The organism is Cupriavidus sp. UGS-1 (assembly GCF_021213615.1).
In the GTDB taxonomy this organism is placed as follows: domain Bacteria; phylum Pseudomonadota; class Gammaproteobacteria; order Burkholderiales; family Burkholderiaceae; genus Cupriavidus.
In genome coordinates this window covers 169,288-187,576 of sequence record NZ_JAJQJF010000007.1, presented here as the reverse complement: position 1 = coordinate 187,576, position 18,289 = coordinate 169,288, and the positions used below count along the sequence as shown (strand labels likewise).

Sequence of the window (18,289 nt, the reverse complement as noted above, 5' to 3'; positions counted from 1 at the left end):
TTGCATCCGCCTAGTGCATCTTGCTTATTTCGCCGGCCGCATCGCCTTCACTTCGGCGTCGGTGGGCTGGACCTTGGCGCCGTCGACGTAGACGAACGAGGTCATCACGCCCTTGCCGTCGCGCACGCCGGTGCGCCCGACATAGGCGCCCATCGTCGATTGATGGTCCTGCGGGCGGTAGACGATCTGCCCCATCGGCGTGTCGACGCGCAGGCCCGAGAACGCGGCCGCGAGCTTGTCGCTGTCGGCGGTGCCGGCCTTCTGCAGCCCGGCCGCGATCGACTTGACCGCGGCGTAGCCGACCACCGAGCCGACGCGCGGCGTGTCGTTGAATTTCTTGCGATAGGCCTCGACGAACTTCTTGTTCTCGGGCGTATCGATCGCATACCACGGATAGCCGGTCACGATCCAGTTCTTCGGCGCCTCGCTGCGCAACGGATCGAGGTATTCCGGCTCGCCGGTCAGCAGCGACACCACCTCGCGGCCCTCGAACAGGCCGCGCGTATTGCCTTCGCGCACGAACTTGCCGAGGTCGGCGGCGAACAGCACGTTAAAGATCGCATCGGGCTTGGCGTCCGCCAGCGCCTGCACCACCGAGCCGGCGTCGACCTTGCCCAGCGGCGGCGCCTGCTCGGCGACGAACTCGACATCGGGCTGGGCCTGCTTCAGCAGCTTCTTGAAAGTGGCGACCGCCGACTGGCCGTACTCGTAGTTGGGATAGACGATGGCCCAGCGCTTCTTCTTCAGCTTGGCCGCCTCGGGCACCAGCATCGCGACCTGCATATAGGTCGACGGACGCAGCCGGTAGGTGTACTGGTTGCCGTTCTGCCAGACGATCTTGTCCGTCAGCGGCTCGGCGGCCAGGAAGAACACGCGCCGCTGCTTGGCATAGTCGGTCAACGCGAGGCCGGTATTCGACAGGAAGCCGCCGAACAGCAGCGCGACGCGCTCGCGTGCCACCAGTTCTTCCGCGACGCGCACCGAGTCTCCCGGGTTGCCGTTATCGTCGCGCGAGACCACTTCCAGCTTCTTGCCGAGCACGCCTCCCGCCGCATTGACTTCCTCGACCGCCATCTCCCAGCCGCGCTTGTACGGCTCGAGGAACGCCGGCTGTGCCTTGTAGCTGTTGATCTCGCCGATCTTGATGGTGTTCTGCGCCAGCGCCGCGGCGCTGCCGAGCAGCGCCGACACGGTGACTGCCACGGCGGCGGTGGCGCGGCGCAGTCGTCGTTGGGGGCGGATTCGGTTGGGCATCGTTCTTCCTTTGCTGAAGCGGGTCGCCGGTAGGCGGGATGGACGTTGGATCGACGGTGAAACGGAGGTTGCAACAGCGTGGCACGCCGGCTCCCGGCCGGCACAGCGCTGGTGCGGCACGCCCGCCCGGGCGGTGCGCCGCGCACTGTTTTCATTCAGGATTCACTACATCAACTGCGGCGGACCGGTTGACGCAAGGAACGGGCCAGCGGCAGGCCCAGCCAATCCGTACAAGCATGCCATGTCAATCGGCTTCGCGCTCGCCGGCCGGCAGTGCGCTGGCAGACGGACCCGCGCGGCGGCGCCGTTGATGTAGTGTTTACCGAATGGACGTTCAGTATGTACTACATCAAGGCAAGTGGAAATCAGGGTGTTCACGGGAATGGCACCGGCTGAAGCGAGGCTGGTCCGCCGGAAAACAGCGCGGTGAATTAAGTCCTCTGCGAAAAGCCGGAGGGCGTCAGCCGCGCGCTCGCAGCAGATCGACATAGGCCGTCGGCACCAGCTGGCCGGCATCGACGCCCAGCTTGCCAAGCAGCGCATGCGCCTCGGCTACGCCCTGCTCGGCCGCTTCGCCGTCGCGCAGCACCACCTCCAGTTCGAGGAAGTCGCCCAGTCCCTCGACCCGGTCCAGATGCACACGGGTGCGGCCGACCAGGTACAGGATGCGGGCCTTGCGCACGCGTCCGGCCTCACCGTAGGCGGCCGCCAGCGCGGCGCGCAGCCGGTCCGGCTCGGCGGTCGGCACGATCTGGTAGTGGCTTGGCTTGGGACCGCTGTCGTCGGCGCGACGGTAGAAGATCAGCTCGCCGCGGCCCGAGGGGAACGCGCGCAGCTTGAGACGGCCGTTGCCGCAATGGAAGAAGGTGTCGTCCTGCTGCAGCAGTTCGGGACCGTGGTCGGCCAGTTCGGCCGCGAGGGGCGCCAGGGCGTCGCGGTCGTCGACGCGGGCCTTGATTTCGATATTGGTCGGCATGGGGCGACGATGGTAGCACGCGTGCCTGCGCGCCCCCGCCGCATGCCGTCAGGCCCTTATCCTCCTTATCCTATTACCGCCTGCTGTTCGATGGCGAACGCCAGCGCGTCCTCCAGCCGGTCGTTGCCCCAGAACATCTGCTCGCCGACGAAGAAGGTCGGCGCGCCGAAGACGCCGCGGTGCAGGGCCCGGTCGGTCTGCGCGTGCAGCGCCTCCTTGTTCTGCCGCAGCACCGCGGCGGACAGCAGCGCGTCGGCCGGCAGGCCGAGTTCGGCCAGCGCCTCGCCGACCGCCTCCGCGTTGTCGATATCGCGGTCCTCGGCGAAGTTCATCCGCATGATGCGGCGGCAATAGGCCCCGATCCACGGTTCGCCGGCACCCAGCAGCGCCACGCGCATCGGCAGCAGCGCGCGGCGCGGGAACTGGCTCGGCTGCCGCCATGGCAGCCCGTATTTGGCGCACTGGCGGGCGGTATCGATCATCGCGTAGGCGCCCTTGGCGCGCTGCACCACGAACGGCGAGCCCTGCCAGCCCAGGGCGGAGAACACCGGGCCGAGCAGAAACGGCTTCCACGCCAGCGTGACGCCGTGCCGGGCCGCCAGCGGCTCGATCCGCATCGCGCTCAGGTAGCTGTAGTTGCTGCCGAACTCGAACCAGAACTCCAGCGTGGGCGGGGGTGCGGGGCGCATCGTCTCTCCTCGTTGGCTGCAACGACGCCACGATGATCGCCCACGGATCCGGCGGCGCTCAAGCGCGGCCTCGGCATGGCCAGCATGCCCAGTTGGCATGCGGCACCGCACAGCGAGCACCCAGACTGTGACACGCTCGCCGCACCAGGTGTCGTCCCTTTCCTACAGGCAATTCAGTCCCGGGCCGAATCGACGGCGCCTCGGGCGGGCCTAAGCTGGACGCATCAGGCGGCAACCACGCCGCTCAGGAGATCATCATGTGGAAGCTGATAGCAACGCTCGTTGCGGCGGGCGCGATGACCATCTCGATGCAGGGCTGTACGCTGGGCGGCGCGGTTGCCGGCGGTGCGGTCGGCCACGAAGTCACTGACGGCAGCCCGTGGGGCACGATCGGCGGGGCGGCAGTCGGCGGCTATATCGGCCACGAGCTCGGCAAGGACTGACGGGCCCGGTCTGTCGTTGCCACGCATGCGGGAATCCGGCGCCTCTGACCGCCGCTGGGTCCCCGCCTTCGCGGGGACGACGTCGTCCTCAGCAACTCAATAGCGTGTCCGCTCCGCACTGCGCGCCACCACGGCATTGCCGGCGATCAGCTCGCCGAGCAGTGCCAGCGAGGCGCGGCCGCTGGTGCGGTACGGATCGAACTCCGCCCGCGGGAAGTACTTCAGCAGCGTGGCGGTATTGATGCGGCAGGTGTCGACCAGCCCCATCGCCCAGCCGGCAAATTGCCGCTCCCCGATTTCCTCGTAGTGCAGCAGCACGACGTCCTCGTGCCGCGGGTCCTTTGCGATCCGGTGATAGAGGGCCGATACCTCGGCGCGGGCGCCTTCCAGCGCCTGCAGGAACACGCCGTTGCCGTAGCACAGCACGCCGGTGATGCCTTGCGGCGGATTGCGCTCGATGCTGGTGGCGACGATGGTGTCGACCAGATCCTCGCCGGCGGGCTGGCGGGCGCGGCTCGCGTAAAGCAGACGAACTAGCATGGTGGCCTCCTTCAGCCGCGGTTCAGATTGAGCAGGGTCAGGAATTCGCGGCGCAGGCTGTCGTTCTTCAGGAAGGAGCCGCGCATCACGCTGTTGGTCATCTTGGCGTCGGTATCGCGCACGCCGCGCCAGTGCATGCAGAAGTGCTCTGCCTCCATCACGATGGCCAGGCCGTCCGGATTCATCTTCTGCTGCAGCAGGTCCGCCATCTGGCTGACCGCCTCTTCCTGGATCTGCGGACGGCACATGATCCATTCGGCCAGCCGCGCATACTTGGACAGGCCGATCAGGTTCGAATGCTGGTTGGGCATGACGCCGACCCACAGCTTGCCGATGATCGGGCACAGATGGTGCGAACACGCGCTGCGCACGCGGATCGGGCCGACGATCATCAGTTCGCTGAGCTGCTCGACATTCGGGAATTCCGTCACGCTCGGCGCATGCACATAGCGGCCGGCGAAGATTTCCTTCAGGTACATCTTGGCGACGCGGCGCGCGGTTTCCTGCGTGTTGTGATCGTTGTCGATATCGATCACGAGGCTGCGCAGCACGTCGGCCAGCCGGTTTTCGACCTCCTTCGACAACTGGTCGAGTTCGCCGGGCTCGATGAAGCGCGAGATATTGTCGTTGGCGTGAAAGCGCTGGCGCGCGGCGATCAGCCGCGCGCGGATGCGCTCCGACACCGGCTGCTCGACGACGTGGCCACGCGAGTCGGCCGTGCTGGGCGTCGAGAGGTCGGCCCCTTGCCGTTTCGGAGCGGAATCGCTGTTGGTCATGCCGTTTCCCGAGTTGAAGGACATTGGCCCGACTATAGGGGGACGGCACAGCGTCGGCAAGCGAGTCGCCTACGCGACACTCACTGCAAGAAAATGTGACGAGTGCTACATTAGCGGGACGATTGTTCCTGCATTGTTCCGCCTTTCCCGTTCACCCGTCCTCACGGTCACCGTACGCCCATGGAGCGCCGCATGAGCCCGTCCCGTATTGCCCTCCCGCGCCGTGTTCTTCCCATCGCGCTCGCCGCCGCGCTGGCGTGCGCCGCGCTGGCCGGCGCGCCGGCCCACGCGCAAGGCGTGCCCGCGCAGCAGCAGAGCCAGGTGCCCGGCTATTACCGGATGATGCTCGGGGAGTTCGAGATCACCGCGCTGTACGACGGCTATATCGATCTGGACCCCAAGCTGCTGCGCAACACCAGCGCCCGCGAGGTGCAAACCCTGCTGGCGCGGATGTTCGTGGAGTCGACCCCCGGCGTGCAGACCGCGGTCAACGGATTCCTGATCCACACCGGCAAGAACCTGGTGCTGATCGACACCGGCGCCGGCACGTGCTTCGGCCCCGCGCTGGGCAAGATCGCCGACAACGTTCGCGCGGCCGGCTACGACCCGATGCAGGTCGACACGGTGCTGCTGACCCATCTGCACGGCGACCACGCCTGCGGCCTTGCGGTCGACGGCAAGCCGGTGTTCCCGACGGCCACCGTCTACGCGTCGCAGATCGACGCCGACTACTGGCTCTCGCAGGAGGTCGCCGACAAGGCGCCGGCCGATGCCCAGCCCTTCTTCAAGCTGGCGCGCGATTCGGTCGCCCCCTATCAGGCGGGCGGGCGCTTCCGTACCTTCAAGGCCGGCGACGAACTGTTGCCGGGCATCGCCGCGGTGGCCGCGTATGGCCACACTCCCGGCCATACCGGTTATCTGGTGCGCTCGGAGAAGAACGGCAAGGCGCAGAACCTGCTGGTCTGGGGCGACATCGTGCACAGCCATGCGGTCCAGTTCCGCCGGCCGGACGTGGCGATCGAGTTCGACGTGGACAGCCGCGCCGCGGTGCGCACGCGCAAACGCCTGTTCAACGACGCCGCGCGCAACAAGCTGTGGGTCGCGGGCATGCACCTGCCCTTCCCCGGCATCGGCCATGTGCGGGCCGACGGCAACGGCTATACCTGGGTGCCGGTCCAGTTCGGTCCGATCCGCCCGGACCGCTGAGCGCCGCGAGTCCGCGCCACTACTGGGCCGCTGCTGGGGCCGCTGCTGGGCCGCGATTGGCCCGCTACCCCCGCCGCTGGTCGCGCCGCATCACGGCATCGCACATCGCCTGCAGGCGCGCCGCCATGTCCCGCGAGGGCGCCGACGGTTCCGGCCTGACATGCAGGCTCAGCTCGACCGGCGGCACCGCGCCGATCAGCGCCGGCTCGTCGAGCACCCGATGCGCGCGTGTGACCACGCGGCGCGGCAACAGGCTGATGCCCAGGCCGTCCGCCACCGCCGAGCTCAGGCTAGCGAGACTGGCGCTGACGAAGCCGATGCGCCAGCGCCGGCCGCTCGCCTCGAGCGCATGCGTCATCTCGCCGCGATACAGTGCGCCACCGGGAAAGACGGCCAGCGGCACCGGATCGCGCTCGAACGCAGGGCGCCGCCGGCTGTCGATCCAGCACAGCGGCTCGGGCCAGTTCGCCAGCCCTGCCGCGCTGCCCTCGCGCTGCTTGATCAGCGCCAGGTCGAAATCGCCCTCCTGGAAGCCCTGCCACAGTTCGTGGCTCAGGCCGCTGGTGACCTCGAGCCGCACGCCGGACCACGCGTCGGCGAAAGCGGCCAGCACCGGCGTCAGCGTCTGCGCCGCGAAGTCTTCCGGCACGCCGAGCCGGATTTCGCCCTGCACCGCGCTGTCGCGGATTACCGCGACAGCCTCGCCCGACAGCTGCAGGATCCGCCGCGCATAGCCGAGCAGGCGTTCGCCTTCCGGGGTCGGCGTGACATAGCGGCCGCCCCTGTCCAGCAGCACGCAGCCGCATTGCTCCTCGAGCCGGCGCAATTGCTGGCTCACGGTCGACTGGGTCAGGTGGACGCGCTCGGCCGCGCGGGTAAAACTGCCGCTGTCGGCCACGGCAACGAAGCTGCGCAGCAGTTGCGGATCGAGGATGTCGTTCAAAGGTGTCGTGGACGCGGGCAAGAGCGCGTTATTTGATTTCTCACTGCAGCGCATTCCATCATTTAATTTCCCAATTGCCAAGCGCGCGCGTACAGTCTGCTCCTCTACCCGCAGGCTCTTTTTCGCGAGGCAATCCCATGTCCACCCACGAATCCCTGTTGCGCGAGGCCGTGCATCTGGCGCAGGCCAACCGCGCGCGCGGCGGCCGGCCCTTCGGCGCCGTGCTGGCGCGCGAGGGCCAGCTGATCGCCACCGGCGTCAACGGCATCGTCCACAGCCACGATCCGACCAGCCATGCCGAGATGGAGGCGATCCGCGCCGCCAGTCGGCGCTTGCAAAGCCCTGACCTGCGCGGCTGCGCCGTCTATGCCAGCGGCCATCCGTGCCCGATGTGCCTGGCGGCGCTGGTGATCAGCGGCGTGCAGGAGGTCTACTACGCCTTCGACAACAACGACGCGGCGCCGTATGGCCTGTCCAGCGAGGCCACCTACCAGGCGCTGCGGCTGACGCTCGATCCGGCGCCGCTGCCGCTGATCCGGCTCGATGTGGGAATCAGCGCCGATGCCGTCTATGGCCGTTGATCTTCATGGCAGTTGAAGTCTCTGCCGGCCGGCCGCGCATCGGCGCACCCGGCTGGGCGCTGGCCGCGATCGTGCTGGCCGGCCTGAACCTGCGTCCCTTCCTGACCGGCATCGGCCCATTGGCGCCGGTCATCCGCAACAGCACCGGCCTGGACTACCGCGGCATGGCGTGGCTGACGCTGCTGCCGATGGTGCTGATCGGCGTCGGCGCCTGCCTCGCCCCGTCGATGCGCCGATGGCTGGGCGAGCGTCGAGCGGTACTGCTTGCGCTGGCGCTGGTGGGCATCGGCTCGCTGTTGCGGCTCGCCTGGCCCGGCGGCACGGCGCTGATTGCGACCGCGGCACTGTGCGGCCTCGGCACGGCGGCGGCGCAGGCGGCGCTGCCCGCCATCGTCAAGCGGCAGTTTCCGGGGCGGATGGCGATGGTGATGGGCCTGTATTCGGCCGCGCTGATGGCGGGTGGCGCCCTCGGTGCACAACTGACGCCGTGGGTCGCCGGGGTAAGCGGCAGCTGGCATGCAGGGCTCGCGGTGTGGGCGCTGCCGGCGTGGGCGGGATGGCTGCTGGCATGGCGCACGCTGCCGCGCGATGCGGCCGTCGCATCAGCGGCTCTTGCCGGCGACGTCGCCGACGCAAACGCCAGAGCCGAAGCGAAAGCCGACGCGAATGCCAGCCGCCCCACCACGATTCCGGTGCTGCGCCTGCTCGGACGCCCACGCACCTGGCTGCTGATGGCTTCGTTCGGCGTGATGAACGGCGGCTATGCCTCGCTGATCGCGTGGCTCGCCGCCTATTACCAGGAGCGCGGCTGGAGCGGTCCGGCCTCGGGCGGCCTGATTGCAGTGATGTCGGTGGCGCAGGCCGTTGCTGCGCTGGCGCTGCCGACACTGGCGGCCCGCAGTCCCGATCGCCGCGCCTGGCTGGCGCTCGCGCTCGCCCTGCAGGCAATCGGCTTCGCCGGCCTGGCCGGTTGGCCGGACCTTGCGCCGCTTGCATGGGCGGTGATCGGCGGCGCCGGTCTCGGCGGCTGCTTCTCGCTCTATCTGGTGGTCGCGCTGGACCACCTGCCCCGCCCCGAGGACGCCGCCGCGCTCGGCGCATTGATGCAGGGCGGCGGCTTCCTGCTGGCCGGCTGCGCCCCGTGGCTGGCGGCGGTGCTGCACGACGCCACCGGCAGCTTCGCCGCGGCCTGGTGGTACCACCTCGCCGCGGTGGTGCTGGTGATGCTCGCCACCACGCGCTTCGATCCGCGCCGGTATCTGGCCGCGATGCCGAGCCGGGCCTGACGGCCTGCCCTGCGAAGGCGAAGGCCTCGGTCTTCGCCTCGCCATGCACTTTTCCTCCCGTCGACTTTGCGCGTCACGGTCTCGATCGGCCTCGATTTACGGATCTCACATCCCGACCGTCCAGACATGCATGCGTCATCCCCAACCTCTAGTGGCGTACCAATTTCTGCGTACTGTGGCCGCGATGCTGACGCCGTCCGTACCCGTTTCTGCGTAGGCCAACGGTCTCTGCCGATCGTCTGTTGATCCACAGCTCTCGCTGATCAGCACGCGCTCTCCCTGGCGCAATCGCTGTTCGCTGCCCGCATTCTTTTCCGATGTAACGCCGCATTACGTGCGGAATGCGGCGCGCCATGCGCCGCGCCGTTTCCGCACGTCCTCATCCCGCCAAAAAAGCCTTGCCTCGCAAGGAGATACGCCGATCGGCACGTTTGACCGGTGAGGTCATGGCCGTCCGATTGCGCTGTGAGAGAGCCTTACAAGTGCAACGGCCGCCGCAGCATGCGCACCGCTACATTGCAGCCATGTTCAACGCGCCCCGCCAAGGAGCCAAAGATGAAACGAACCAAACGAACGCTGTCGATTCTCGTGCTGCTGTCCGCCACCGCCGCCATGCTGTCCGCCTGCATCGTCGTGCCGCATGGACACGGACACGGGCATCACCATCGCCATCACCGTTATTGATTGAAATGCGGTCGCGCCGACCGGCCGGACCGCATCAGAGCAATCCCAAGCTTGTTCCCCGAAGCAGGAGTACCCGATGACCCGCCCCTTGATTCTCGCGCTCGCCACCCTCGCCGCCGGCTCGGCCTTCGGATTCGTGTCGCCCGCCCAGGCCTATGATGGCCATCGCTACGATCGCGACCACGGCTACCGCCGCGTTGCGCCGCCACCGCCGCGCTACGAAGCGCCACGAGCCGCACGCCGCGGACAGGTGTGGGTGCCGGGCTACTGGCGCGCGGCCGGTCCGCGCTATGTGTGGCAACCGGGCCATTGGGAACGCGCCCGCCCCGGCTACCGCTATGTGCCCGAGCGCTGGGTGCGCGGGCCGCATGGGTGGGTGATGCGGCCGGGGCACTGGGTGCGGTGAATCCCGCCACCGTCCCTGCGAAGGCGGGGTTCCAGGCACGTTGAGCCACTGGCCGCCCGCTTTCGCCCCGGCGCCAGAACCGCCTGCATCCGCTCACGTCACCTCACCGAGGGCCGGCCATTGCGCCGGCCCTTTTTGTCATCGCTGCGCCACCTGCGGCGCCAATCGGTGACCGTCGACCTCTGTTGCCTAGCAAACATTGCTGCAGCACAGCGGTCGATACACTTGCCCTGACGGTTTCACCCAATCGCATCGGCACGCGCGCAGCGGCCGATTGGAGGTGTCATGGCAAGCGAGAATCGAATCGTACCGGTGGTGCTGTGCGGCGGCACCGGTTCGAGGTTATGGCCGCTGTCGCGCGACGGCCATCCAAAGCAGTTCCTGCGTCTGCTTGGCGAACATACCCTGCTGCAGGACACGCTGCTGCGCGTGCGCGGCATCGACGGCGTCGGCGCGCCGATCCTGGTCAGCAATGAAGCGCATCGCTTCGTCGTCGCCGAACAGGCGCGCGAGATCGGCTGCGAACCGGCGGCGATCCTGCTCGAGCCGCATGCGCGCAACACCGCGCCGGCCGCCGCGGTCGCCGCGCTCAAGGCGCAGGCCGGCGGCGACGATCCGATCCTGCTGGTGCTGCCGTCGGACCATCTGGTGCGCGACCACGCGGCCTTCGCGCGTTCCGTGACGGCGGCCAGCGCAGGCGCGGCCGCCGGTGCGATCGCCACGCTGGGCGTGGTGCCGACCTTTCCCGCGACCGGCTATGGCTATATCAAGGCGGTACCGACCAATGACACCGGCCTGTTGACGGTCAAGCGCTTCGTCGAGAAGCCTTCGCTGGAGCAGGCGACCGACTTTCTCGGCGAGGGCAACTGCTATTGGAACAGCGGCATGTTCCTGTTCCGAGCGTCGGTCTATCTCGACGCGCTGCGGCAGTTCGCGCCCGAGATCCTGCGCGCCGCCGAACAGGCCGTGGCGCGCGGCAAATCCGATCTGGACTTCTGCCGGCTCGATGCCGATGCGTTCGGCGCGTGCCCGTCCGATTCGATCGACTACGCCGTGATGGAGCATCTGCGCGACGGGCGCATGGCGCCGCTGGCGGCCGACTGGAGCGATATCGGCTCGTGGGACGCGGTCTGGAAGGCCGCCGACAAGTCCGAAGGCAACAACGCGGCGGTCGGCAATGTGGTCACGCACGGCGCGCGCGATTGCCTGGTCCATGCCTCGCACCGGATGGTGGCGGTGGCGGGACTGGAGAACGTGATCGTGGTGGAAACGCCCGACGTCGTGCTGGTCGTCCACAAGGACCATGCGCAGGACGTCAAGCAACTGGTCGAAGCGCTGCGCGCACAGGGGCGTCCCGAGGCCACGCAGCACCGGCAGGTTTACCGGCCCTGGGGGTCGTACGACAGCGTCGACCACGGCCAGCGCTATCAGGTCAAACGCATCAGCGTCAAACCCGGCGCCAAGCTGTCGCTGCAGAAGCATCACCACCGCGCCGAGCACTGGGTGGTGGTGTCCGGCACCGCGCGGGTGCGCCGCGGCGACGTCGAATTCCTGCTGACCGAGGATCAGTCCACCTATATCCCGATCGGCGAAACCCACAGTCTCGAAAATCCCGGACGGATCCCGCTCGAACTGATCGAGATCCAGTCCGGCTCGTACCTTGGCGAAGACGACATCATCAGGATGGCAGATATTTATGGGCGCACTTGACCTGCAACCGCTCGGCCCGCTGGCGGCCGGCGATCTCGAACTCCAGCCGCGGCAGCACGACGAGGCGACGGCCGGCGGCGGCTCGCGCCGCAAGCGGGCGCTGATCACCGGCATTACCGGACAGGACGGCGCCTATCTGTGCGAACTGCTGCTGGCCAAGGGCTACGAGGTCCATGGCATCAAGCGGCGCAGCTCGCTGTTCAATACGGAGCGGATCGACCATCTGTACCAGGACCCGCAGGCCCCGGACCGCCGCCTGATCCTGCATCACGGCGACATGACCGATACCGCCAGCATGGTGCGCGTGGTGCAGCAATCGCAGCCGGACGAGATCTACAACCTGGCCGCGCAGAGCCATGTGCAGGTGTCGTTCGAAGAGCCGGAATACACGGCGAATACCGATGCGCTGGGCACGCTGCGGCTGCTGGAGGCGATCCGCATCCTCGGCCTGGAAAAGACCACGCGCTTCTACCAGGCCTCGACGTCCGAGCTGTACGGCCTGGTGCAGGAGATTCCGCAAAAGGAAACGACGCCGTTCTATCCGCGCAGCCCATATGCGGCCGCCAAGCTCTACGCGTACTGGATCACGGTCAACTACCGCGAGGCGTATGGGATGTACGCCTGCAACGGCATCCTGTTCAACCACGAGAGCCCGCTGCGCGGCGAGACCTTCGTGACGCGCAAGATCACGCGCGCCATCGCGCGGATCGCGCTTGGGCTGCAGGACACGCTGCATCTGGGCAACCTGTCGTCGCTGCGGGACTGGGGCCATGCGCGCGACTACGTGCAGATGCAATGGATGATGCTGCAGCAGGAGCAGGCCGAGGACTTCGTCATCGCCACCGGCGAGCAGCACAGCGTGCGCGAGTTCGTGCAGCGCGCCGCCGCCGAGCTAGGCATCACGGTGCGCTTCGAGGGCAGCGGCGTCGACGAGATCGGCGTGATCGCCGCGATCGACAACAGCCGCCAGCAACTGGCGCCAGGGCGCAAGGTCGGCGATGTGATCGTGCGGGTCGATCCGCGCTACTTCCGCCCGACCGAGGTCGACACGCTGCTCGGCGATCCGAGCCGGGCCCGCGAGCGGCTGGGCTGGTCGCCGACCACCAGCTTCGACGAACTGGTGCGCGAGATGATCGGCGCCGACTACGCGGCGGCGCGGCGCGATGCGCTGTGCAAGCTGGCGGGCTTCCGCGCCTACGACCATCACGAATGATGCGGTGGACACGAGTTTGAACGCATAAGCGCATGGCATGACGGCCCGGGCCTGCCGCGGCAGCCGGGCCGCAAACGGAAGAGGCGAGCGTGGAGCGGATATTGCGCGGAATCGGCGCGAACGCGCTGGGCCAGGCGGTCACCATCGTGACCCAGCTGCTCAGCGTGCCGATGTTCCTGGCGGCATGGGGTCCGGAGCGCTATGGCACCTGGCTGATGGTGATCGCGGTGCCGGTCTATCTGGGGCTGGCCGACCTGGGCTTCACCGGCGTGGCGGTCAACCGCATCAACATGAGCATCGCCGCCGGCAACCAGCGCGCCGCGGTGGTCTGCTACCAGTCGGCGCTGGTGCTGCTGCTGGCGATTGGTGCCGTGCTGGCGGGCCTGTCGATGCTGCTGGGCGCGGCGTTCGGCAACGCGATCCAGGGCTGGACCGGCCTGGCCGGCGGCGCCGCGGTGCTGGCGATGCTGATGATCGCGATCCAGGTCTCGACCTATATGCTGGCGTTGCTGTCGCACGGCGTGTTCTGGAGCGCGGGCCGCTACGCCGAGGCCACGATGTGGTTCAACCTGTTCCGGCTGCTCGAGTTCGGCGCGCTGGCGGCCGGCGTGCTGCTGTTCGACGGCGGCTTCCTGCTGCTGCTGACGCTGCTGGCGATCGTCCGCGTGCTGCTGGTGGTCGTCATGTATCGCCGCATGATGGCGTTCGCCCCGTGGGCGCGCGCCGGCGTGTCGGCCTTCTCGCGCGCCGAGGTGCGCGAGATGCTGCTGCCGGCGCTGGCGCTCAATGCCTTCCCGATCGGCAATGCGCTCAATATGCAGGGGATGGTGCTGTGCGCGGGCTTTGTGTTCGGGCCGGCCTTCGTGGCGTACTTCAGCGCGATGCGCACGCTGTCGCGCATCCCCTACCAGCTCGGGCAGCTGATCAGCCAGGCGCTGTCGCCGGAGATCGGCCGGCTCTATGGCCAGCGCAACGCCACCGCGCTGCGCGCGTTGTTCCGCCACGCGCTGACCGCATCGGTCGGCCTTGCCACCGCCTGCGGCATCTTCCTGTACGTCGCCGGCGAATGGATCTGCCAGCTGTGGACGCACGGCAAGATCGCGCCGATCCATCCGGATTACAGCTGGCTGCTGGCCGCCGCGGTGGTCAATTCGCTGTGGCACACGGCCTCGGTGATGGTCACCTCGACCAACAACCATGCGCGGCTGTCGCTGGTTTACCTGGGCGCCAATGTCGCGGGCCTGCTGATCGCGGTGGTCGGTGGCAAGCTGTTCGGGCAGCCGGCGGTGTCGTTCGGCGTGCTGGCCACCGAGCTGCTGATCCTGCTGGTGCTGCTGCCGCAGATCCATGGATTCGCACGGCATGGGTTGGCGGGGGCGTTGGTGAAGCCGTGACATGCCGGCCGTGACATGCCGGCCGTGAATGCCGGCCGTGACATGCGGCCGTGCGACGCGTCATTCCCGCGCGCGCATGCGGGAAGCGGGTGTCTTCCGAAGTCGCTGGATCCCTGCCTTCGCGGGGACGACGTCGGGCCGCTTCGCACGCCGTGCGGCCTCAGACGATATACCCTTCCTCGCGGCGGAAATACGCCAGGTCCTCCGGCAGTTCCTGCACCGCCTTGGCGGGGCAGCCGCCGTACAGCATGTGCGGCGCCGCCATGCTGCGGTTCAGCACCGCGCCGGCGGCCAGCACGCTGTAGTCGGGCAGCGCCGCGCCCGGCAGCAGGATCGAGCCGGTGCCGACGAAGCAGTAGGCGCCGATCGTCACCGGCGCGCAGCGCTGGCGCGATTCGCGGATCGACACGCTATGCGTCAGGATCTGGCTGCGATAGCCGGCCACCGTCGAATAGGCACCGACCGTGATCGTATCGGTGCAATCGAGGATATGGCGCGAGGTGATCGCGGCATGCCGCCCGATCACCAGCGCCGGATCGCGGTCGGCAGCGTCGCGAAAGTGCGGCGAGTCGGTCAGACCCTGCGGGAATCCCGACACCCAGTTCAGGCTGCCGAGAATCGCATGCTCGCCCAGGCTCAGCCGGCGGATACCCTTGACCAGCGTCAGATGGGCGATATGCGAGTGCGGCCCCATCTCGAGCTCGTCGCACAGCACCAGCGACCAGCCGATGCGCGCGCTCGGATCGATGCGGGCACCGCAGAAGCGGTTCAGCAGCCGCCGCCGCAGCGGCCACGGCAGGCCGATCGAGACGGCCGCCAGCACTTTCCGGATCATGACTGCCTCCCGAACACGGGGCCGCGCACCACCCGTTCATAGGTCGCGCGCGGATTGGCCAGATGCTTGGTCACGCGATACCAGGCCGATGCCAGGTCATCGTAGCGGCGCCGATCGCGCCCAAGAATCTTGCGGAACATGCGCTGCTCGAACTGCCGGTGCGCCTCGGCGAGCCTGGCCGAGCCGGTGATCGACTCGGCGTAGACGCGGTAGCAGCTCAGGAAGTCCGGCACATTGCGGAAGGTCGCTCCGGCCAGCGCCATGTCGACCACCAGTTCGCCGTCCCAGTTCGAGCGGTTCTCGACATTGAAGCCGCCGACCGCGCGATAGGTCTCGGCGCGGAAGAACGTCGACGGCTGGATCGCGATGCTGGCGCCATAGGCCGCGCGGCGCAGGCCGAAGCGGTCGGAGTACACCCGCCGCACCAGCGCGCCCTCGCCGTCGATCACGTAGCCGTTGCCGCAGATCACGTCGGCCGACGGATAGCGGCGGAAATACGCGGCCACCTTGGCGAACGCCTCGGGCAGGAACAGGTCGTCGGAGTTCAGGTAGCAGAAGATCTCGCCGGTCGCCGCCGCGAAGCCCTTGTTCAGTCCGTCGGCGGGGCCGTTGTCCGGCTCGAGGATGCAACGGTCGATCGAGCCCGCATGGCGCGCGATGATGTCGCGGCTGCCGTCGGTCGAGCCCGGGTCCACCACGATGTATTCGAGCTCGCAGCCGCGCTGGCCGGTGACCGAGCGGATCGCCTGCTCGAGATAGCGCGCCTGGTTGAACGAGACCGTGACCACGCTGAATTTCATCGCACGCTCCGCAGCTGGCGATAGCGGGAGGCATGGTGCCAGGCGAACAGCATGCCGAGGAACATCGCGGACTCCCAGCGGTGGTCCGCAGAGAACGGCGAGAAGAACACGTCCCAGACGAACTGCGCGGTGCCGACATAGAAGAAGATCGGCATCGTCGGCATATTGCGCACGAACAACCACAGCGTGCGCGCCAGCATGCAGATCCAGTAGAGCCCGCCGACGATGCCGCTCCAGATCAGCGCGCCCATCAGGAACGAGTGCGCGGGAATCAGCGTGTCGTCGGTAACGACGATCTTGTCGTCGAGCGCCGCGCCCATCTGGTAGACCATCACGCTGTAGGCGTCCTGGTAGCCGTTGCGGTCGACCGCCCACGAACCGTGGCCGAGCAGCGGCGCATCGAGGAAGGCGCGTACCGAGATCAGGATCTCGGAGCGGCCGCCGAACAGGATGCCCAGGTCACTGGTGGCCTGCACCGTGTATTTGTGCGCCGCTTCGGGCGTCAGGAAACCGAACTCGCCGGCGTGCGCGAAGATCATCGAGAACAGCGCGTTCAGCGAGGCGATTACCAGCACCAGCACGCCGAACAGCAGCGGAATGCCGCCGCGCGTATTGGTCAGGCTGCGTATCCATGCGACTACCGAGGAGCGGCGCAGCAGGTAGATCGCCAATGCCAGCAGCGGCAGGCCGGCGGCGCTGCGGAAGTCGAACACCGCCGATACCGCGCAATAGGCAATGATGCACAGCGCGATGCGCAGCGCGCCGGCACGCGCCATCGACAGATAGCACAGCAGCAGCATCAGCACCGGCATCGCATAGCCCCATTTCCAGGGGTTGAACAGCATTTCTTCGCTGGGCGCGCGGCTGAGGTTGACGATCTCGCTGAGCGCGGCGCCGATCAGGAAGTACCAGATCCGCTTCGAGCTGCCCTGGCTGAAGTGGGTGCCGATGGCGAACACCGTCAGGAAGAACACGCCGGGCGCGAGCACGCCCTTGATCGACGAGTTCAGCGGCGTACCATTGGACAGGTCCGACAGCGCCTGCGCGAAGGCCCACATCAGCGTCAGGCCGAGGAAGGAGGCATAGGCGCGCTCGATCCGCAGCGTGGACAGCATCGCCAACGCGTAGGCGGCCGCAAGGAATTCGCCGACATACACTTCGCCGATCACGTTGACCTTGATCGCGCACAGTGCGCCCAGCCCGAGATACAGCAGCATGGCCGAGTGGCTGGTGCGGGCGCCGATCGGCAGGGTCGAGGTCGTTTGCATGGTCTGGCCGCCTTCTGAGTCGGTGAGCGGGTATGCCGTGCGGGCCATGGACCCGCATGGCCGCACGATGCCGGGGGGTAAGCATGTTTTCCGTTCGATGGCGCACACCGGTTCGAGGCGGCCTGCGCGAATGTGCGCAAGCCCACAGTCGGCGGCGGGAGCGCGCGCTAGAGTCCGTCCAGTGCACGCCCTTCCGGGTGCAGCCCGGTGTGCCCGCCCATCGTCCGACCGCCACGTTGGTGGTCCACTTCGCCGATCCACAGTCAGTGTCACAGCCATGAATCAGCCTCCACACCGCATCTTCGTCGCCGGCCATCGCGGCATGGTCGGCGGCGCCATCGTGCGTGCGCTCGGCACGCGTCGCGACATCACCGTCATTACCCGCACGCATGCCGAACTGGACCTGTGCGATCAGGCCAAGGTACGCGCGTTCTTCGCCGAGCAGCGCATCGACGAGGTCTATCTGGCCGCGGCGCGCGTGGGCGGCATCCATGCGAACAACACGTATCCGGCCGAGTTCATCCAGCAGAACCTGATGATCGCGGCCAATGTCGTTCACGAGTCGTGGCGCTCCGGCGTCAAGCGCCTGCTGTTCCTCGGTTCGAGCTGCATCTATCCGGCCTTCGCCGCGCAGCCGATCGACGAGGCGGCGCTGCTGACCGGCGCGCTGGAGCCGACCAACGCGCCGTATGCGATCGCCAAGATCGCCGGCATCAAGCTGTGCGAGAGCTACAACCGGCAATACGGCACCGATTTCCGCTGCGCGATGCCGACCAATCTGTACGGCCCCGGCGACAACTACCACCCCGAGAACAGCCACGTGATACCGGGCCTGCTGCGGCGCTTCCACGAAGCCAAGCAGAACGGCGCCAGCGAGGTCGTGGTGTGGGGCACCGGCACGCCGCTGCGGGAATTCCTCTACGCCGACGATCTCGGCCAGGCCTGCGTGCACCTGATGGCGCTGCCGCAGCAGGAATACCGCAACCACGCCGGCGCACCCGGCTTCTTCAATGTCGGCAGCCCCGACGAGGTCAGCATCCGCGTGCTGGCCGAGCTGATCGCCGACACCGTGGGCTTCCGCGGCGCGATCCGCTTCGACACCAGCAAACCCGACGGCACGCCGCGCAAGCGGCTGAACTCGCACCGGATCGAGGCAACCGGCTGGAAGCCGACCGTGTCGCTGGTCGACGGCCTGCGGCTGGCCTATCGGGACGCGCTGCAAAGCGGCCGCCTGGAAAGCCCGCCCAGACGCCAGCCGCGGCTGGTGGCGCTGCGCTGATCGCGC

Annotated in this window: 19 protein-coding genes; 10 read left to right on the top strand and 9 right to left on the bottom strand. The window is 67.9% G+C overall.

What is annotated here, in order from left to right:
* Positions 1 to 24 precede the first annotated feature (24 nt).
* The 3 genes from LRR16_RS12080 to LRR16_RS12070 all read right to left on the bottom strand — a co-directional run bounded on the left by LRR16_RS12080 (position 25) and on the right by LRR16_RS12070 (position 2,919).
* Positions 25 to 1,254: an ABC transporter substrate-binding protein gene (locus LRR16_RS12080; protein ID WP_006577590.1), complete on the bottom strand. Its 1,230-nt coding sequence runs from the start codon at positions 1,252 to 1,254 to the stop codon at positions 25 to 27.
* Positions 1,255 to 1,714: 460 nt separating this feature from the next.
* Complete coding sequence (locus LRR16_RS12075) at positions 1,715 to 2,230, bottom strand: class IV adenylate cyclase (protein ID WP_006577589.1); 516 nt, start codon at positions 2,228 to 2,230, stop codon at positions 1,715 to 1,717.
* Between the two features lie 65 nt (positions 2,231 to 2,295).
* Positions 2,296 to 2,919 carry a 2-hydroxychromene-2-carboxylate isomerase gene (locus LRR16_RS12070; protein ID WP_232205997.1) on the bottom strand — a complete coding sequence of 208 codons (624 nt, stop codon included), beginning with the start codon at positions 2,917 to 2,919 and terminating at the stop codon, positions 2,296 to 2,298.
* A gap of 296 nt (positions 2,920 to 3,215) precedes the next feature.
* On the opposite strand from LRR16_RS12070, the gene LRR16_RS12065 reads away from it, so the two are divergent.
* The gene (locus tag LRR16_RS12065) at positions 3,216 to 3,362 is read left to right on the top strand and encodes a glycine zipper 2TM domain-containing protein (RefSeq protein ID WP_370646799.1); all 147 of its coding nucleotides are present in this window, start codon (positions 3,216 to 3,218) and stop codon (positions 3,360 to 3,362) included.
* A gap of 96 nt (positions 3,363 to 3,458) precedes the next feature.
* Here LRR16_RS12065 and LRR16_RS12060 read toward each other — a convergent pair whose 3' ends face one another.
* On the bottom strand, positions 3,459 to 3,902 hold the full coding sequence (locus tag LRR16_RS12060; protein ID WP_232205996.1) for a BLUF domain-containing protein: 444 nt from the start codon (positions 3,900 to 3,902) through the stop codon (positions 3,459 to 3,461).
* 11 nt (positions 3,903 to 3,913) lie between these two features.
* Entirely contained in the window at positions 3,914 to 4,678 is a 765-nt protein-coding gene (gene folE / locus LRR16_RS12055; protein ID WP_043436845.1) for a GTP cyclohydrolase I, read from the bottom strand.
* 192 nt (positions 4,679 to 4,870) lie between these two features.
* Between folE and LRR16_RS12050 the strand changes: the two genes are divergently transcribed.
* Positions 4,871 to 5,884, top strand: coding sequence for an MBL fold metallo-hydrolase (locus tag LRR16_RS12050; protein ID WP_232205994.1), 1,014 nt, complete (start codon positions 4,871 to 4,873; stop codon positions 5,882 to 5,884).
* A gap of 64 nt (positions 5,885 to 5,948) precedes the next feature.
* Here the strand turns inward: LRR16_RS12050 and LRR16_RS12045 are convergent, their stop codons facing one another.
* Positions 5,949 to 6,818, bottom strand: coding sequence for a LysR family transcriptional regulator (locus LRR16_RS12045; RefSeq protein WP_064576835.1), 870 nt, complete (start codon positions 6,816 to 6,818; stop codon positions 5,949 to 5,951).
* A 146-nt stretch (positions 6,819 to 6,964) separates the two neighbouring features.
* Between LRR16_RS12045 and LRR16_RS12040 the strand changes: the two genes are divergently transcribed.
* The 7 genes from LRR16_RS12040 to LRR16_RS12015 all read left to right on the top strand — a co-directional run bounded on the left by LRR16_RS12040 (position 6,965) and on the right by LRR16_RS12015 (position 14,101).
* Positions 6,965 to 7,408 (top strand): nucleoside deaminase, encoded by a 444-nt coding sequence (locus tag LRR16_RS12040; protein WP_064576759.1) that lies wholly within the window; start codon positions 6,965 to 6,967, stop codon positions 7,406 to 7,408.
* A 5-nt stretch (positions 7,409 to 7,413) separates the two neighbouring features.
* Positions 7,414 to 8,694, top strand: a complete 1,281-nt coding sequence (locus LRR16_RS12035; protein ID WP_232205993.1) for an MFS transporter — start codon at positions 7,414 to 7,416, stop codon at positions 8,692 to 8,694.
* Between the two features lie 555 nt (positions 8,695 to 9,249).
* Positions 9,250 to 9,378, top strand: coding sequence for a hypothetical protein (locus LRR16_RS24410; protein ID WP_023263369.1), 129 nt, complete (start codon positions 9,250 to 9,252; stop codon positions 9,376 to 9,378).
* 76 nt (positions 9,379 to 9,454) lie between these two features.
* Positions 9,455 to 9,784: a hypothetical protein gene (locus LRR16_RS12030; RefSeq protein WP_232205992.1), complete on the top strand. Its 330-nt coding sequence runs from the start codon at positions 9,455 to 9,457 to the stop codon at positions 9,782 to 9,784.
* Positions 9,785 to 10,069: 285 nt separating this feature from the next.
* The gene (locus LRR16_RS12025) at positions 10,070 to 11,494 is read left to right on the top strand and encodes a mannose-1-phosphate guanylyltransferase/mannose-6-phosphate isomerase (protein ID WP_006577964.1); all 1,425 of its coding nucleotides are present in this window, start codon (positions 10,070 to 10,072) and stop codon (positions 11,492 to 11,494) included.
* On the top strand, positions 11,481 to 12,707 hold the full coding sequence (gene gmd, locus LRR16_RS12020; RefSeq protein ID WP_006577965.1) for a GDP-mannose 4,6-dehydratase: 1,227 nt from the start codon (positions 11,481 to 11,483) through the stop codon (positions 12,705 to 12,707). Before LRR16_RS12025 ends, gmd begins: the two co-directional genes overlap by 14 nt.
* Before the next feature lie 101 nt (positions 12,708 to 12,808).
* Positions 12,809 to 14,101, top strand: a complete 1,293-nt coding sequence (locus tag LRR16_RS12015) for a lipopolysaccharide biosynthesis protein (RefSeq protein WP_006577966.1) — start codon at positions 12,809 to 12,811, stop codon at positions 14,099 to 14,101.
* Between the two features lie 160 nt (positions 14,102 to 14,261).
* Here the strand turns inward: LRR16_RS12015 and LRR16_RS12010 are convergent, their stop codons facing one another.
* From LRR16_RS12010 to LRR16_RS12000, 3 genes are read right to left on the bottom strand one after another with little or no spacing between them, the layout of a single operon-like run.
* Positions 14,262 to 14,936, bottom strand: a complete 675-nt coding sequence (locus LRR16_RS12010) for a hypothetical protein (protein ID WP_006577967.1) — start codon at positions 14,934 to 14,936, stop codon at positions 14,262 to 14,264.
* The gene (locus LRR16_RS12005) at positions 14,933 to 15,736 is read right to left on the bottom strand and encodes a glycosyltransferase family 2 protein (protein ID WP_006577968.1); all 804 of its coding nucleotides are present in this window, start codon (positions 15,734 to 15,736) and stop codon (positions 14,933 to 14,935) included. The genes LRR16_RS12010 and LRR16_RS12005 overlap by 4 nt, the downstream gene beginning before the upstream one ends.
* Entirely contained in the window at positions 15,733 to 17,004 is a 1,272-nt protein-coding gene (locus LRR16_RS12000; protein WP_232205990.1) for a hypothetical protein, read from the bottom strand. The genes LRR16_RS12005 and LRR16_RS12000 overlap by 4 nt, the downstream gene beginning before the upstream one ends.
* Positions 17,005 to 17,281: 277 nt before the next feature.
* Here LRR16_RS12000 and LRR16_RS11995 point away from each other — a divergent pair, with 277 nt between their 5' ends.
* On the top strand, positions 17,282 to 18,283 hold the full coding sequence (locus tag LRR16_RS11995) for a GDP-L-fucose synthase (protein ID WP_006577970.1): 1,002 nt from the start codon (positions 17,282 to 17,284) through the stop codon (positions 18,281 to 18,283).
* Positions 18,284 to 18,289: the final 6 nt, after the last annotated feature.